Source organism: Exiguobacterium sp. s130, assembly GCF_018619055.1.
In the GTDB taxonomy this organism is placed as follows: domain Bacteria; phylum Bacillota; class Bacilli; order Exiguobacteriales; family Exiguobacteriaceae; genus Exiguobacterium_A.
The window spans coordinates 522,973-538,782 of record NZ_JACSNI010000002.1; the positions used below are offsets into that span (position 1 = coordinate 522,973).

The 15,810-nt window shown below is 46.0% G+C and carries 22 protein-coding genes; all 22 read right to left on the reverse strand.

From position 1 onward, the window contains the following. Position 1 precedes the first annotated feature (1 nt). Genes flhB through flgB form a run of 22 tightly spaced genes read right to left on the reverse strand, consistent with a single transcriptional unit; the run spans position 2 to position 15,581 of the window. On the reverse strand, positions 2 to 1,093 hold the full coding sequence (gene flhB, locus HZS85_RS06620) for a flagellar biosynthesis protein FlhB (RefSeq protein WP_035407021.1): 1,092 nt from the start codon (positions 1,091 to 1,093) through the stop codon (positions 2 to 4). A 4-nt stretch (positions 1,094 to 1,097) separates the two neighbouring features. After that, positions 1,098 to 1,865, reverse strand: a complete 768-nt coding sequence (gene fliR / locus HZS85_RS06625) for a flagellar biosynthetic protein FliR (RefSeq protein ID WP_035407018.1) — start codon at positions 1,863 to 1,865, stop codon at positions 1,098 to 1,100. Then, positions 1,862 to 2,134, reverse strand: a complete 273-nt coding sequence (gene fliQ / locus HZS85_RS06630; RefSeq protein WP_023468705.1) for a flagellar biosynthesis protein FliQ — start codon at positions 2,132 to 2,134, stop codon at positions 1,862 to 1,864. The genes fliR and fliQ overlap by 4 nt, the downstream gene beginning before the upstream one ends. Before the next feature lie 11 nt (positions 2,135 to 2,145). Beyond that, positions 2,146 to 2,814 carry a flagellar type III secretion system pore protein FliP gene (gene fliP / locus HZS85_RS06635; protein WP_035407016.1) on the reverse strand — a complete coding sequence of 223 codons (669 nt, stop codon included), beginning with the start codon at positions 2,812 to 2,814 and terminating at the stop codon, positions 2,146 to 2,148. Further along, the gene (locus HZS85_RS06640; protein ID WP_214854506.1) at positions 2,811 to 3,302 is read right to left on the reverse strand and encodes a flagellar biosynthetic protein FliO; all 492 of its coding nucleotides are present in this window, start codon (positions 3,300 to 3,302) and stop codon (positions 2,811 to 2,813) included. The genes fliP and HZS85_RS06640 overlap by 4 nt, the downstream gene beginning before the upstream one ends. Next, a complete protein-coding gene (locus HZS85_RS06645) occupies positions 3,299 to 3,664 on the reverse strand; it encodes a response regulator (protein WP_035407009.1) in 366 nt (121 codons plus the stop codon). Before HZS85_RS06645 ends, HZS85_RS06640 begins: the two co-directional genes overlap by 4 nt. 12 nt (positions 3,665 to 3,676) lie before the next feature. Continuing rightward, complete coding sequence (gene fliY, locus HZS85_RS06650) at positions 3,677 to 4,798, reverse strand: flagellar motor switch phosphatase FliY (protein WP_214854508.1); 1,122 nt, start codon at positions 4,796 to 4,798, stop codon at positions 3,677 to 3,679. Between the two features lies 1 nt (position 4,799). Beyond that, complete coding sequence (fliM, locus tag HZS85_RS06655) at positions 4,800 to 5,783, reverse strand: flagellar motor switch protein FliM (RefSeq protein ID WP_029342065.1); 984 nt, start codon at positions 5,781 to 5,783, stop codon at positions 4,800 to 4,802. Positions 5,784 to 5,792: 9 nt separating this feature from the next. Beyond that, positions 5,793 to 6,242: a flagellar basal body-associated FliL family protein gene (locus HZS85_RS06660; RefSeq protein WP_214854510.1), complete on the reverse strand. Its 450-nt coding sequence runs from the start codon at positions 6,240 to 6,242 to the stop codon at positions 5,793 to 5,795. Next, positions 6,217 to 6,453, reverse strand: a complete 237-nt coding sequence (locus HZS85_RS06665; RefSeq protein ID WP_214854512.1) for a flagellar FlbD family protein — start codon at positions 6,451 to 6,453, stop codon at positions 6,217 to 6,219. The genes HZS85_RS06660 and HZS85_RS06665 overlap by 26 nt, the downstream gene beginning before the upstream one ends. Then, a complete protein-coding gene (gene flgG / locus HZS85_RS06670; protein WP_214854514.1) occupies positions 6,450 to 7,304 on the reverse strand; it encodes a flagellar basal body rod protein FlgG in 855 nt (284 codons plus the stop codon). Before flgG ends, HZS85_RS06665 begins: the two co-directional genes overlap by 4 nt. Continuing rightward, positions 7,304 to 7,774 (reverse strand): flagellar hook capping FlgD N-terminal domain-containing protein, encoded by a 471-nt coding sequence (locus HZS85_RS06675; protein ID WP_214854517.1) that lies wholly within the window; start codon positions 7,772 to 7,774, stop codon positions 7,304 to 7,306. Before HZS85_RS06675 ends, flgG begins: the two co-directional genes overlap by 1 nt. Beyond that, positions 7,767 to 8,885, reverse strand: coding sequence for a flagellar hook-length control protein FliK (locus HZS85_RS06680; RefSeq protein WP_214854520.1), 1,119 nt, complete (start codon positions 8,883 to 8,885; stop codon positions 7,767 to 7,769). The genes HZS85_RS06675 and HZS85_RS06680 overlap by 8 nt, the downstream gene beginning before the upstream one ends. 13 nt (positions 8,886 to 8,898) lie before the next feature. After that, on the reverse strand, positions 8,899 to 9,444 hold the full coding sequence (locus HZS85_RS06685) for a MotE family protein (RefSeq protein WP_214727173.1): 546 nt from the start codon (positions 9,442 to 9,444) through the stop codon (positions 8,899 to 8,901). Continuing rightward, entirely contained in the window at positions 9,441 to 9,875 is a 435-nt protein-coding gene (locus HZS85_RS06690) for a flagellar export protein FliJ (RefSeq protein WP_029342072.1), read from the reverse strand. Before HZS85_RS06690 ends, HZS85_RS06685 begins: the two co-directional genes overlap by 4 nt. Before the next feature lie 12 nt (positions 9,876 to 9,887). Then, entirely contained in the window at positions 9,888 to 11,183 is a 1,296-nt protein-coding gene (gene fliI / locus HZS85_RS06695; protein WP_285801409.1) for a flagellar protein export ATPase FliI, read from the reverse strand. A 10-nt stretch (positions 11,184 to 11,193) separates the two neighbouring features. Beyond that, positions 11,194 to 11,919 (reverse strand): FliH/SctL family protein, encoded by a 726-nt coding sequence (locus HZS85_RS06700; protein ID WP_214854526.1) that lies wholly within the window; start codon positions 11,917 to 11,919, stop codon positions 11,194 to 11,196. Further along, positions 11,903 to 12,910, reverse strand: a complete 1,008-nt coding sequence (gene fliG / locus HZS85_RS06705) for a flagellar motor switch protein FliG (RefSeq protein WP_035406978.1) — start codon at positions 12,908 to 12,910, stop codon at positions 11,903 to 11,905. The genes HZS85_RS06700 and fliG overlap by 17 nt, the downstream gene beginning before the upstream one ends. 4 nt (positions 12,911 to 12,914) lie before the next feature. Next, complete coding sequence (fliF, locus tag HZS85_RS06710; RefSeq protein WP_214854528.1) at positions 12,915 to 14,483, reverse strand: flagellar basal-body MS-ring/collar protein FliF; 1,569 nt, start codon at positions 14,481 to 14,483, stop codon at positions 12,915 to 12,917. A gap of 28 nt (positions 14,484 to 14,511) precedes the next feature. Beyond that, complete coding sequence (fliE, locus tag HZS85_RS06715; protein WP_035406973.1) at positions 14,512 to 14,799, reverse strand: flagellar hook-basal body complex protein FliE; 288 nt, start codon at positions 14,797 to 14,799, stop codon at positions 14,512 to 14,514. 17 nt (positions 14,800 to 14,816) lie between these two features. Further along, positions 14,817 to 15,215: a flagellar basal body rod protein FlgC gene (flgC, locus tag HZS85_RS06720; RefSeq protein ID WP_035406970.1), complete on the reverse strand. Its 399-nt coding sequence runs from the start codon at positions 15,213 to 15,215 to the stop codon at positions 14,817 to 14,819. 3 nt (positions 15,216 to 15,218) lie between these two features. Further along, entirely contained in the window at positions 15,219 to 15,581 is a 363-nt protein-coding gene (flgB, locus tag HZS85_RS06725) for a flagellar basal body rod protein FlgB (protein WP_035406967.1), read from the reverse strand. Between the last annotated feature and the right edge of the window lie 229 nt (positions 15,582 to 15,810).

Below are 15,810 nucleotides of genomic sequence, written 5' to 3' on the forward strand. Positions count from 1 at the left end.
TTCATTTTGCTTGTTTCAGTTGATAGACAAAGGCGAGTGTTTCAGCGAGCGCCTGATAGAACGTTTCATCCACTGCCATACCAATTTCTGATTGAGCGAACAACGCCCGCGCGAGCGGACGGTTTTCAACAATCGGGACCTCAGCTGCTGTCGCCTTCTCCCGAATCCGGAACGCGACAGCATCTACGCCTTTCGCAACGACGATCGGTGCCATATGTTTACCGTCATCGTATTGGATCGCTACCGCATAATGGGTCGGGTTCGTGATGACGACGTCGGCATTTGGTATTTCTTGCATCATCCGCCGCATCGCCATCTCCCGTTGTTGTTGTTTAATCTTTCCTTTGATTTGAGGGTCACCCTCTGTGTTTTTATGCTCATCCTTTAAATCCTGCTTACTCATTCGGATCGACTTCTCGAAATCAAATTTCTGATAGGCAAAATCAAGAATGGCTAATGCAATCAAGGCGATACTGACCGATAAACCGAGTAAAAATGTTAAATGACCAATGATAGCTAACGCATCGCCAATCGGTTCCGAGGTCAATCTCGAAATCTCGACCTTGTTGTTCCATAAGACTGTTCCACTTGTTACACCGATGACCAGCAGTTTAAAGACCGATTTCAAAAACTCGACGAGCGCTTTGACGCTCACGATCCGTTTGACGCCTTGAAGCGGATTGATCCGGTCCAGTTTTGGCTGAATCGCCTCACCGCTTAAAAGCACACCGATTTGGACGAAGTTTCCGAGAATACCGATCACGACCGCTGTTAAAAAGAAAGGTGCGACTAAAATCCCCATTTGCATCAGCATCTCGATGAGAATCTGTTCAACTCGTCCTTCTTCGACCGCTTGCAGGACTTGACTAGCACTAAGACCATCTTGCAGGACGAGAACGAAACGCCGTCCTAGAAACGGACCAAAAAAATAAAGGACGAGAAACATGGCGAACAACATGAAACTGCTTGTTAAATCTGCTGATTTTGCGACTTGTCCCTTCTTACGGGAGTCATCCCGCTTTCGAGGTGTCGCCTTTTCCGTCTTTTCACCAGCGAAATACTGAAGATCAAGGCGTAATCGATATGAATGCATGTCCTCAACCTCCTAGTAATCGAATGGCATCTGCAAGTACATCCTGCAACAACGGAACGAATCGACCGATTCCTGTGATCGTCGCACCTGCTAATAAAAATAGAATCACATATCCCATCAATAGTTTGACGGAAAAACCAATCGCGAAAATGTTGAACTGAGGTGCCGTCTTCGCGAGGAATCCGAGTGCGAGATCCACTAAAAACAGGGAAACGACCAGTGGCATTGCCATTTGCAAAGCAGTCAGCATCGCAAGTCCGACGACACGAATGACCAGACTCATTCCTGCGTCACCCGATACCGCAAGCAGACTGCCCGGCGGAAAGATTTGAAAACTCGTGTAGATTCCGTCAAGCAGGATTAAATGCATATCGGAAGCGAGCAGAACAAGTAACGTCAACATGTAATAAAATCGTCCGACGATCGGTGACTGTCCGCCAAACATCGGGTCATAAGCGGAAGCCATCGCGAGACCCATCTGCAAATCGATGATCGAACCGGCAATTTGTGGCGCATACAATAAAAAACTAGCGAGTAAGCCAAGCGCTAGACCCACTAAAACTTCCGTTCCCATCCGAAAGAAAAAATCGAAGTCTTCTACTCGAACGTCTGTCTTTACAGCGTAACTCGCAAAGTAAGCAAGACCGGCCGCAAGCGCTAATTTATGTTGCGCTGGTAATTGCTTTGAGGAAAACAATGGAGCCGCGACAAGAAAACCGACGATTCGTCCAAAGACGAGCAAAAAAACACTCAGGAAAGATAGTAACGTCATTTGCGGGAAACCTCAGCGATTTGCTTAAATAAATCAATCGTAAAGGTCTGTAATTCCTGCATGATCCATGGTCCGAAAAAAACGAGTGCTAAAAATACGGCAACGATCTTCGGAACGAACGATAGCGTCTGTTCCTGAATCTGTGTCGTCGCCTGCAAAATACTGACGAGCAGACCGACGACGAGCGAGACCAGTAACAAGGGAGCTGATACTTTTAGTAATGTCCAGACAGCAGAGCTTGCCAACTGAATAATCATTTCTTGAGTCATCTTCTCTCCCCCTAACGCATACTGACGAGCAGTGATTCAACGATCAGGTGCCAGCCATCGACTAAAATAAATAACAAAAGTTTAAACGGTAAGGCAATCATGACCGGCGGTAACATCATCATCCCCATCGACATCAAGACACTCGAGACGACCATATCAATGACAAGGAATGGAATGAAGATCATGAATCCGATTTGAAAAGCCGTCTTTAATTCACTAATCGCATATGCTGGAACGAGTGCGACGAGTGGGATATCTTCAATCTTTTTCGGTTTTTCATAATTGCCGTATTTTAAGAACAACTCTAAATCATTCGTTCGCGTGTGTTTTGACATGAATCGCTTCATCGTATCCCCAGCTTTATCAAATGCCTCATCTTGACTGATTTTATCTGCCATATACGGTTTCAAGGCTGTCGTGTTCAATTCTGATAAAACGGGTGACATGACGAACAGCGTGATGAACAGTGCCAGTCCAACGAGTAGTTGATTCGGCGGCGTTTGTTGTGTTCCAAGGGCAGAACGGACAAAAGACAACACGACGACGACACGCGTAAAACAAGTCATCAAGATCAGTAATGAAGGGGCTAGTGACAATAATGTCAGCAATACGAGTAGTTTGATCGATGTCGCCGTTCCTGAAGGAGTATCAAGTGAGATTAGATTTTCAATCGTGTTCATGAGCGTCCTCGATTCTTTTGCAATTGTTCGAGTTGTTGTTTGAATGTCTCAAGAAACGGTGAAGATCCCGTTTTAGATGAAGACTCTTCAAGATCCATCGGCTCATATCCCTCTAAATCATCAAGTGTATCTAACAACTGTACGTTCTCTCCAACACCTACGACATAAATCTTGTCCTGCACCTTCACTAACTGGACCGATCGATCCTTTCCTAGTGGTACACCACCTAGGTGAGTCAATCGACCAGAATGTCTCACACCTCGTGTCCGTTCATGAATGAATCGTGTCACGAGGATGAATCCGCCGATCAAAACGACGAGAACGACGACTCCTTTGAAGATAGTCAACGCCATGGAAGGACTCTCATCGACTTGCTGAGTCGTCGGTGCATCACTCTGAGTTGGATTCAATTTTTCTTCGACTGTTTCCGCTTGCACAGGAAGCGCAAGCAGAAACAGGAGACAAATCAGCAAAGTCACTTTTTTCATGACGAGACAGTTTTCGAGACCGCTTCAAGTACACGATCCGCTTGGAACGGTTTAACGATGAAATCTTTTGCACCTGCTTGAATCGCATCGATGACCATCGACTGTTGCCCCATTGCTGAACACATGATGACTTTAGCGGCAGGGTTAAACGCTTTGATTTCTTTAAGCGCAGAGATTCCGTCCATCTCAGGCATCGTAATGTCTAGCGTGACGAGGTCCGGTGTCAATTCCTTGTACTTAGAGACCGCTTCGCGTCCGTTTTCTGCTTCACCGACGACATCATAGCCGTTCTTCGATAAGATTTCCTTGATCATCATCCGCATGAAAGCGGCGTCGTCTACGATTAATACTTTTGCACTCATATTAGTTCCTCCTTAGAACATCCGAAGACGTTCTTTTGTATTTACGATTTCTGTAATGCGTACACCGAAGTTTTCTTCGATGACGACCACTTCACCCGTTGCGATCAATGTATTATTGACGAGAACGTCAACCGGTTCCCCTGCCAGTTTATCCAGCTCAATCACGGAACCTTGTGTCAATTCCAATATGTCACGAACGGAGCGACGTGTCCGTCCTAACTCAACCGTGACGTTCAACGGAACGTCATATAACATCCCAATATTTCCTGGCGTACCTTCTACTTCCATCTCACCTAATTGGCTGAATTGAACCGGACTGACACCGACTGGCGTTGCTTTCGGTTCAGGTGATGCAACTGTAGTTTGTTGTGCCGTTGCTGGCGCCGATGGTGGTGCTTGTTGTGCTTGTTGTGCTTGCTCCGTTACTTGTGGTGCAGGCGCTGCTTGTTGAGTCGTACTCGCGCTAAAGAGTTTTTGAATCAATTGTTTCGAGAAGTCCAGTGGTGCTAATTGAACGATTTTTGAATCGATCATCGTGCCGATCTTAAGATCAAACTCGATGATGACCATGTTCTCCCAAAGAGAAAAGCTATCGACGATACTCTTATCTTGAGAAAAGTCGAAGATTTCAACTGCTGGCGGCGAAATATCGATTCGCATCGAGAATACAGTCGACATTGAGGTAGCAGCTGCTCCCATCATCTGGTTCATCGCTTCCTGTACGGCAGATAGAGCAATCGGGTCCATCTCCAGTGACTCGTCGATGACGCCATCGCCTCCCATCATCAGGTTCGCGATGACGGAAGCATCTCGCTGTGTCAGGATCAGGACGTTTTCTCCTTTGAACCCTTCCGTATAACCGACACGTAGCGCGACGTGCGGGATCGGATAGCGACTGCGTAATTCTTCCATGGAGATCATTCGGACGTGCGGTGTCGTAATCTCTACTTTTTGATTCAACAATGCCGATAAGGCCGTTGCTGAATTACCAAGTGAGATATTTCCGACCTCCCCTAATGCATCAATCTCCATGTCATCTAGCATTTCCTTTACGTCTATCTCTTGCGGTTCATCGGTGGATGGCGTTCCGCGTAATAACGCATCGATTTCATCTTGCGAAAGCATATCGCTCATGTTATTCCTCCTCAATTCGTTGTAAGACTTGCAAAGCGAGGTGTTTCCCGTTTAATCCCGGTCGCGCCTTAAACATCTTCCGGTCGTCGACGAATACATCGACGGCATCCGAGGCTCGTGTCTTCAGGGATAAACAATCGCCTACTTCGAGGTGTAACAATTCACCAAACGAAAGCTCTGTTTGGCCGAGCACTGCTTTTAAATCGACGACGGAACTCATCAACTGCGTTTGCATGTGTTCAGACTCTTGATTATCTGCTGTCGTTCGCTTTTCTTGTTGCATCCAATAATGACTTGATAATTTCGGAAGAACGGATTCAAGGGTCACGAACGGCAAACAGACATTCAACGTACCGCTCACTTCTCCGACCGTTACGTAAATCGAGACGAGGATGACTGTCTCATTTGGAGAGACCAGTTGCAGGAACTGCGGATTGATTTCCAAATCATCGTATTCCGCTTCGACTTCTGTTACCGACTCCCAAGCCGCCCCGTATTGAACGAAAGCACGCTTGAACAGTTGTGTTAGTATACGTGTCTCGATTTCCGTCAAATTCTCGATCTTGTTCATTCCTTCACCTGGCCCCCCAAGTAAACGATCGAGCATCGCATAGGCGATGTTCGGATTGACTTCAAATAAGACTTTTCCATCAAGTGGATGAAGATTGACTAGATTGATCAACGTCATGTTCGGAATGGAATGAATGAATTCATCATACGGAAGTTGTTCGACCGTATTAACCGTGAACTGAACATATGTCCGAAGTTGTGCAGAAAAATGTGTCGTCAAGACTCGGGCGAACTGTTCATGAATACGCGTCAAATTCCGTAATTGATCTTTTGAGAAACGGAGTGCTCGTTTAAAGTCATAGACCTTGACTCGACGCTGCTCCTCTTGACTTCGGATTTCCTCGACTTCCATATCTCCGCTTGAAATGGCTGATAGCAAGGCATCGATTTCATGTTGGGATAATACTTCGCTCATGCTGCCACCTCACTGGATGATTTTTTTCGTCGTGTAGACACGCTGGACATCGCCTTCTTGGATGAGCTTTTTGAATTGCATCCGTAACCGCTCTTCAAGCTTCTCCATATCAGCTTTTGAGTCTAAGTCCGACTTTTTCATAGCCGAAAGGTCACCCAAGATGATGTTATTGATTTGAAACTTTCGTAATTCTAAATCGTCACGTGTTGCTTGATCATCGGTGACGATCGTGAACTGAACATTTAAGAAACGTTCGTCAGCGATGTTCGTTGTCAAGTCGTCCGTTTGCAGACTTCGTGCATCAAGTTCTTCACCTGTCGGTTGTTCAACTTTTGCTTCCGTCATGTCATTTGCTAAAAAATAATTCATGATCATGTATCCTGCCCCGATCATCAATGCTGCAACAATGATCATGATCAAGGGGATTTTCAGTTTACTCTTCTTCTTTTCCTCGGCCATCTTCGAGCCTCCTTACACTGTTCAAGCCCGCTAATCCGATTTCTTGATAAAAAGCGATTGCGATTGCTTTGACCTCTTCCATTGATTCCTTCACGACATAAATCTGTCCTCCGATGAGTTGAATCGTCGTATCCGGTGTAGAACGGACGGATTCGATCAACACGGCGTTCAGTACGAGTGGTGCGTTACGTAATGTCGTTAACGTGATCATCGTTTCAAATTGACTAGTTCCTCAAGAACCTGGTCCGATGTCGTGATGATTCGTGTATTCGCCTGGAAACCACGTTGAGCAATGATCATCTCCGTGAATTCTTCTGATAAGTCGACGTTCGACATCTCAAGCGTTCCCGACGTCAACTGTCCCATTCCGTTCAAGCTCGGTGTTCCGAGTACCGGTGGACCTGAGTTCTGTGATGCGGCGAATACGTTGACACCTGATTTTTCTAGACCACCTGGGTTAGCAAAGTTCGCGATCGTGATATAACCGACGTTTTGCAATGCTCCCGTCGTATCGACGTAAGTGACGAGACCGTCTTTACCAATCGATAAGTTACGTGCATCCGTTGGTACTTTTAGTTTTTGGAATCCTGCACCACCTGCTTCCGGAAGGGGTACCGGTGGTGTCTCCCCATCTGCAATTGCTTGAGAGTCACTACCAATTAAATAGTTTCCGTCGCCGGTAACTAAGTTTCCATCAAGATCCGTATAGAAGTTACCAGAACGCGTATAACGAATCCCTTCCGCTGTGACGACCTGGAAGAATCCTTCACCAGAGATCCCGACATCGAGAACGCGACCCGTATTTTGAAGCGCACCTTGGTTATACACATTATCGACTGTTGACATCGATGCTCCCAGACCGACCTGTTTCGGGTTCGTCCCACCGACATTGCCGCCTGCACCAGATGATGAGCCGACCGATTGACTGACGAGGTCTTTAAACGTCACCCGTCCTTTTTTATAACCGAACGTGTTGACGTTCGCGATGTTATTCCCGACGACATCCAGTTTCGTCTGGAAGTTCTTAAGCCCACTGATTCCTGAATACATTGAACGTAACATTATTTTTCCTCCTTTGATTGAATCTGCGTCAACTCGTAAACACTGATCTGTTTTCCGTTCGATAGTTCGGCCATGATATCCAGCCCATCCCGTTTTACACTAACGACACTGGCTGTCTCTTCGACGGTCGTCGTCTGCTCAGCTCCTGAAGCATCCGTCGTCTTCGACTCCGCTTCATAACTGACTTTTTTACCAATCAGATTGCTGTAGGACAGCAATGCTGTTGCATGTTGGTTCAAGACCATCGTATCCATCGTCTTCCCAATTGCTTGCATCTGTTCCAGCGACGAAAACTGGGCCATTTGAGCGATGAAATCCTTGTCTTCCATCGGTGCTGTTGGATCCTGATTCGAAAGCTGGGCAATCAGAATTTTCATGAACATATCCTTATCCATCGCTTTATTCGTCGGTACCTGTGATTTTTCAGGAAGCTGGTATGAACTACTATCCGTTTTGATTGCCTCAGTCATCGTCTTCCTCCTCTTCTTCGTCTACTGGAACGGGTGTCTCTTGATACGGTGACTCATGCTCCTGCTGATCACGTGTGAAAGATTGTTGGAACTCCCGCGCACTCGAAGCAATCATCCCCGTCTCGATCTTTACGACTGGCGTCTGTTGATGCAAGACGGTTTGTAATTTCCCAAGTTGTTGCTCGATTGATTGTTTTGCATGCTCGGTGCTCGCAAATAGTTTGACAGTCAATGTCCCTTCTTTACGATCGAGTCGAACGACAACCTCACCAAGTTGCTCTGGGTACAGGCGAATCGACAATCGTGTGGACCCATCCGCACCTTTTATGAATGGTGCTTGTTGCAGTGCGGCCTCAATCCGTTGTTGAATCTGTTCTGGGACAGGTAGCGGCACTGGACGAATCGTTTGCAACGGAGTACCTTTGTAAATCGGCATGCTCATTGGAGTCGGCGCGACTTTTCCTTCTGAATCAACGTGCATGGTCGCTTTTCGCATGAGTGAAGCGAATGCCAACGGAAGCGGTGTCTTTCCTTTTGCCTGCTCAGCTACAGCTACAGTGTCCGACTTGAGCGTTTCGACAATAGGACCAGTTTGCGGGAGCGTCTGTTTCACAGGCAACGCGGAAATGTCTCCTTCAATCGTAGGAAGTAATGGTTGTTTTAAGTTGTTCGTATGATGATCTTTCATTTTGATCGTATCGTTCGTTACTGTCTGCAAGACGACTTGCTGAAGCAATGGTGGCAATTGATCGAACTGATTTTTCGCCTGCTCGACATTTCCCTCAAGCAATTGTTTGACGAACGCTAGTAGTTGTTCCATTTTCTTTGGTTCTTGTTTTAACGTCTCTACTTCCGGTTGTTTCAGTAAAGAGAGAAGCTCGTCCGGTTGATCTACGAGTTCTTGTATCCAATCCGGTAATAGTGGTGTCTCCACTTTTGTCTCGAGTGCTGTCAAATCAGCTGAGACCGGTGACGATGACGTTGTTGGTAACTTCGTCAGATAATCCAGTAACGAAGCAAATTGACCACCAACCGTGGTCATCTCTCCTTTTTTCCCTGTTCCAGTATTCAAGTTCGGGGAGGATGATTGTATTACTTCCGTCATGTTCATCTGGCTTCCCTCCTTACTTCGTCGCGAGTAGCTGTGTTAAGGCCGCCGCTTTTTTAGCATCCATCTTGGCAATGATCGCCGCCTGTTGTTCCGCATCGATGTCCTCGATGATCGGTACGACTTCTGTCGGACTAAGTTCGTTTAAGATGAGCGCAGCATCCTTTGGTGCCATTTCAGCATAGACATCTGTCACAGATGCTGCTTTTTTCTTCGTCGTCTTCGTTTGATCAGTCGTCGCGGGCGTGGGTGTTTGTTTTAAACGATCCCGTTCTACAATCAAACGTTCGACTTCCTGTTCTTTAGCTTTTAAAGTATCCGATTGTTCCTTGCTTTGATTGCGTAGTTTCTTGATTTCTTGATTCGCTACTTTCAGACGACGTTCGAGTTCTGCTGACGGATTTGCTTGATTCGTAGTCGTTTTTTCCGTTGCGAACGGTAAGGATAGCAGTGGACGTCCATTCGCATAATTTAATACGAAATAAGCTGTCAGCAAGATTAAAATCAAAGGGATGATCAATAAAGGTAAGATCCATCCTTTTGACGTTTTATTTTCACTCATATCATCCGTCCTCTTCCAAACTGTAACAATGCCAGTTCATCTAATTGATTTTGTTCCGTCAATGCTTCGATACGTTTTGTTTCAACCGTATGATTCTCCTGCAGACGACTAAACTTCTTCTCCTCAATCAATGCTCGTTCGAGTGCTTCCTGTGCGCGTTCATAGCGATTTTTCGATTGTGTCACGTACAGTTGTTGCCGTTCGATTTCTTGCTTCACGACATCTCGAGCCCGCTCTCGATATTGCGAAGACGTTAATTCGACGATGCCAATCTCATCTTGCGCTTTCAGAAAGGATTCATAACGGACGAGCAGATGGTATAGTTTTTCGACTTCGATCTCATATTGTTTTTTATGAAGGCTCAATTCTTTTGCGACGCGATCTTTCTCTGCTTCAGCCAAAGGAATGATTCGTTCATAAATCGTCTTCATCTTCCGTCCTCCTTACTGAATCGTTGCCATGAGTTGCTGACAAGCTTTCTCGAAGTCACTGTCTTCATGGATTTGTTGTTTTAAAAAACGGATCAGCTCCGGATATTTATCAACGGCACGATCAATTTCTGGGTTCGTCCCTTTTTTGTAGGCGCCGATATTGATTAAGTCTTCCGAATCAAGATACGTCGATAACAGCTGTCGAAATGCGACGGCAGATGTCTTTTGTTCAGCAGTCGTGATTTGATTCATGACACGACTGATGGATCGTAAGACATGAATCGCCGGAAACTGTCCTTTGTTCGCAAGATTACGATCAAGAACGAAATGACCATCTAAGATCCCTCGTACAGCGTCAGCAATCGGTTCATTCATATCGTCTCCATCGACGAGCACAGTATAAAAAGCCGTAATCGAGCCATCTTGCGTTTTTCCGCTACGTTCGAGTAACTGAGGAAGAAGAGCAAAAACGCTTGGTGTATACCCTTTTGACGCAGGCGGTTCACCTGTCGCAAGACCAATTTCTCGTTGTGCCATCGCAAAACGTGTGACAGAGTCCATCATCAAGACCACATTTTTCCCTTGATCCCGAAAATGTTCAGCGATGGCTGTTGCCGTATAGGCGCCCTTTAGACGAACAAGTGGCGGTTGATCGCTCGTTGCTACGACCAAGATGGAGCGTTTCATTCCTTCTTCACCGAGTTCTGCCTCCACGAATTCCTTGACTTCGCGTCCGCGTTCACCAATCAAGGCAATGACGTTGATGTCTGCTGTCGATCGTTTCGCGATCATCCCGAGTAATGTCGATTTTCCGACACCTGATCCTGCGAACAAACCCACACGTTGTCCTTGACCGACTGTCAACAGTCCATCAATGGCACGGATGCCAGTCGAGAGAACATCACTGATGCGAGGACGTTCGAGTGGACTAGGTGGTTTACGAACGATCGATGTCGTGCGTAAATTTTCTAATGACTCACCATCTAGTGGTCTTCCTAGACCATCAAGCACCTTACCAATCAGTTCGTTCCCTACTGGAACGTGGAGTGGTTTTCCTGTCGCAAGAACAATCGAGCCTGGAGCAATCGATGTCGTTTCACCGTATGGCATGAGTAGGACATGCCCTTCTCTAAATCCGACGACTTCTGCTTCGATTGTCTGACGTTGTTGGATTTGGATTAAACACCGCTCACCGATTGCCACTGCTGTCGGTCCTCGCGATTCGATCATCAACCCGATCACTTGGACGACCTTACCAGAGTGCTGTACAAGTTCTTCTGAGCGAATTTCTCGAACCGCGGCCTGCATCGCATTGAGATTAAACATGATGTAAAACCTCATTGATTTTGGTTTGCAATGCTTCAAAGCCACTGGTTAAACCGCCAGTGATTGCTCCATTCTCCGAATCAATCCGATAATCGCGTGCCTTTAACGCTGGATCAAATCGCAATTGAATCGTTGCGTTGGCACCTAGAACGCCTTGTAGTCGTTCTTCAAGTAACACGACCCGTTCAAAATCAGTCGGTGACGCATAGATGATGATTTTTTCACGATCTCGGAACTGAATGATCAATTGATGTAACAATTGGTATAACGCTTCTTCCTCTTCATCATGTAACTTTTCTAAAAATTGATGTGTCACTTGGAGTCCGAGGACACATAATTCATGTTCTAGTCGCATCAATCGTTCTTGACTCTGCTCTTCTAGGCGATCAGCAAACGAATTCGTTTTGGCAATCTGCTCTTCAAACGTTGCTTGTCCTTCCGCATGTCCTGTTTCAAATCCAGCTTGATACCCTTGTTGACGTGCTTCTTCTAACGCTTGAAGGCGTTCTTGCTCGAACTGCTGTTGACGCTGTTCGAAATCTAGGAGCATCGCCTGTCGAAGGCGCTCTAACTCAGCGTGTCCTTCTGCCATCTGCTCTTCGTAGAATGTATCTGGAACGATCGCAGGCTTTTCCTGATTAGTGCGAACCTGCACGAGCGTTCGTTCCTGTCGTTCAATTACTGCTTGTCTTTTGATGACGTTAGACAACAATATCATCTCCTCCACCACGAGCAACGACGATCTCACCCATGTCCTCTAAGCGGCGGATGATTCCGACGATTCGACTTTGAGCTTCTTCGACGTCTCGGAGACGCACAGGACCCATGAATTCCATGTCCTCTTTGAACGACTCGACCATCCGTTGTGACATGTTGCGATAGACCATGTCCTTGACATCGTCTGACGATACTTTGAGTGCCAATAGTAAATCCTCGTTTGAGACTTCGCGAATGATTCGCTGTATCGCCCGCGCATCGAGTGTAACGATGTCTTCGAAGACGAACATCCGTTTTTTGATTTCTTCCGCAAGCTCTGGATCCTGAATCTCGAGCGTATCGAGAATCGTTCGTTCCGTCGTGCGGTCGACGCCATTCAATACTTGAACGACAGCCTCGATGCCTCCCGATTGAGCAAAATCTTGCATCCCTGCTTGTGATAGATTCCGTTCAAGAATTTGTTCTACCTCGCTGATGATTTCCGGATTCATCCGGTCCATCGTCGCAATCCGTCTTGCTACATCGGACTGTGCTTCTGCCGGGAGCTCCGAGAGAATCTGACCGGATTTTGCTGGATCGAGATGGGCAAGAACAAGTGCGATCGTTTGTGGATGTTCATTTTGAATGAAGTTCAGAAGCTGTTTCGGGTCTGCCTTTCGTGCAAACTCAAACGGACGGACTTGTAACGTCGACGTCAGGCGATAGATGAGTTCCATCGCTTTTTCTTCGCCAAGTGCTTTTTCAAGGACAGATTTAGCAAATCCGATTCCACCTTGCGTGATATAGTTCTGCGCCATCGCTAGTTCATGAAACTCATCAAGGACGACTAACTTCTCTTCTGGATCAATCCGTTTCATGCTAGAGATTTGAAGGGTTAACCATTCCATCTCTTCTTCCGATAAATGTTTATATACACTGGCAGCGACTTCAGGACCTAACGAAATCATGAGAATCGCAGCCTTTTCACGACTGTTCATTTCTAGCTTCTTCATCTCATCAATCCTCCGCTAACCAAGTACGTAATAATTTTGCGAACTCATCCGGATTAGACGCGGCGAGTTTCTCAAGCTGTTTGCGTTTGACCGCACCATCGCTTGTATCTTCTGTTGAAAGTTCAGGAATTTCGGTTTCGATCGGCGTCCATTCCTCAAGTTCTTCGATTTCATTCGCTCTCCGTCGACGCATGAGGAGAATGACTGCTCCAATGACGAGGATTGCTGCACCACCAAGCGCGAACCATACCCACATCGGTGTCGTCGTCGTCGTTTTCGTCGCCGTCGTTGTTTTAGCGAACGGTCGAGACATGACAACGACTTTATTAGCAAGTTCTGCATCCGTCAGCGTCGTTTTCGCATCCGTCTTCGTTAACGACGTCCGGATGATGGAATACATCATCGTTTGTAAATCCGTCTGTAATTGCGGATCGATTTGATTTTGACCTTTTGGCGGCTCGACGATGATTTGAATTCCTAAATCCCGAATTTCATAAGGAGCACCTGTAATCTGTTTCGTGATGCGATTGACTTCATAGTTGATGATGTCGTGCGTCTTCTCACTCGTATCACCGGTCGTTCCAGTACCTGCTGGGAAGTTCGTCGTCTCATTTTGTCCCGTACCTGCTGTTCCGGCATTCGCAGACCCTGTATACGCCTCTGCTACTTTTTCTGCCGATGTGACAATCCCTTCGATTTTATCGGGATCTACTGGTTCAACAAGCTTTTGTTCTTCCTGACGTTTCGTGACATCGACATCTGCCGTAACCGAAACGAGCGCTTTTTGTGGACCGAGAACGACAGACAACATTTGTTGAATCTGTTTACGTAAATCGTTTTCCGTCGTTTTTTTCAGCGCCATCGGATCTGTCCCGCCCGCTGTTTGCGTAGCGTTACCTGGCTCGTAGTACGTAAAGTACTGATCCATGATCGTAATATTTTCTTCTTTTAAGTTCGGGATACTCTTTGCAATCAGATGGTAAAGACCTTGGACTGTTTGATTGTTCAGATTACTACCCGCACTAGAAGTCAAGACGACAGAAACCGTTGAAGATTCTTTTTCATCGGAGAGAAAGACGCTCTTTTCTGGAAGAGTAATCATGACTTTTGCAGACTCGATCCCGTTAACTTGTGTAATCAAGTTTTCAAGTTCTGTCTGCATCGTATCGCGTTCAAGAATATTCATTTCTTTATCTGTCGTACCAAACCCAGCATTCTCACTAAAGAAGGAATAATCAATCTGACCGGACTTCGGAATACCTGCCGTTGCTAATTCGACTTTCAAGTTTTCCACGTTTGCTTCCGGAACGAGAATCGTCACACCGTTTGCTGAGCTGACGACTTCCGACGCGATTCCATCCTCATTTAGCTTTTCTGTTACTTGCCCTGCCTCTTGAGGTGACAATTTCGAATAAAGTGGCGTCATCGTTGGTTTAGATAACCAGATAATGGCGACAATCAACGCTGCTAAAACGACGACGATGCTTCCAAGAACCATCGCTTTTTTCGCAAGTGACCACTCTTTCCATGTCGTATTCATAGCTCCGAATCGAGCTTTTATTCGTTCGTTCATTCAACATCTCCCACGCTTTCCTTAACAGTCACAGTTGCATACGCATCATTTCTTGGTATGCTTCGATGCCTTTGTTTCGGACTTCAAGGGCGAGTTGCATAGAAAGCGATGCCTCTTCTGTTTTAATCATGATGTTATGTAGATCCGTCGTCTTCCCTGTCGCTAGGTCGACACGCGCTTGAGATGAGGCTTGCTGTGTTGCATTCAGTCCGTTCATCGCCTCGCTGAGCACCTCACTGAAATCACTTGGTGTCGTCTTCGCGATTGTCTGAGTGGGTAAGACCATTTGCATGTTTTGAATAGGTTGAATTGCCATCCCGTCATCTCCTCTATTTATTTACCGATCTCCATCGCTTTGACGAGCATCGCTTTTGTTGCATTTAAGGCCGTTACGTTCGCTTCGTATGAACGTGTCGCTCCCATCATGTCGACCATTTCTTTCAATAGATCGACATTCGGCATCTTGACGTATCCAAGTTCATCCGCATCTGGATGCGTCGGATTATATTCTAATTTGAACGGTTCAGGATCTTTCTTCAATTCGCTGACCGTGACCCCATTAGCAGTTTCTTTTAAAACAGCAAGTTTCCTCGCATAGGGTTGCCATTGACCGTTGACAAGCTCACCACGTGTCGTTTGAGCATTGGCGATGTTTGCTGAGACGGTATCCAGTCGTAAACGCTGGGCAGTAAGCCCAGACGCAGATGTATGAAAGCCATTGAACATACTCATCGATTATTTTCCTCCCCGGATGACAGACTGGATACCCGAGAACTTACGATTTAATTGCTCCACGAGCGCCTCATACTCAATTTGATTGCGTGATAATTCAGACATCTCAAGATCGATATCGACACCGTTTCCATCATTACGCATCGTATTTGGTCGATCGACGATACTACCGGTCGTTCCGATTGTTGCATGACGTTTTAGGCTCATCTTCATCTCTGAATCGAGAACATCTCCAAACGCCACTCGCTTCGCCTTATAACCCGGTGTATCGACATTCGCGATATTTTTAGCAATAACTTCTTGTGCCATGACCGTTCGATTGACGGCTTGCGTCATCAAACTGTAGTCAGACCCTAACCAATTCATGTTCTTTCCTCCACTCATGGAACTAGTATTCGAATTTGCGACAAATATTAAGTCATTAGTAACACATCTGAAATAATTGAAACAAATAGGTCAATGTTTGAAAAGAAGTTTTTTGAAAAATAGGGTAATGAGATGCTAATATTCTATTTTTTATTCCCTTTTCTTATAAAAATGATAAATAATACCTAGTCAAACAAAAGAGACCTAGTACTTTACTAGGTCTCTTATT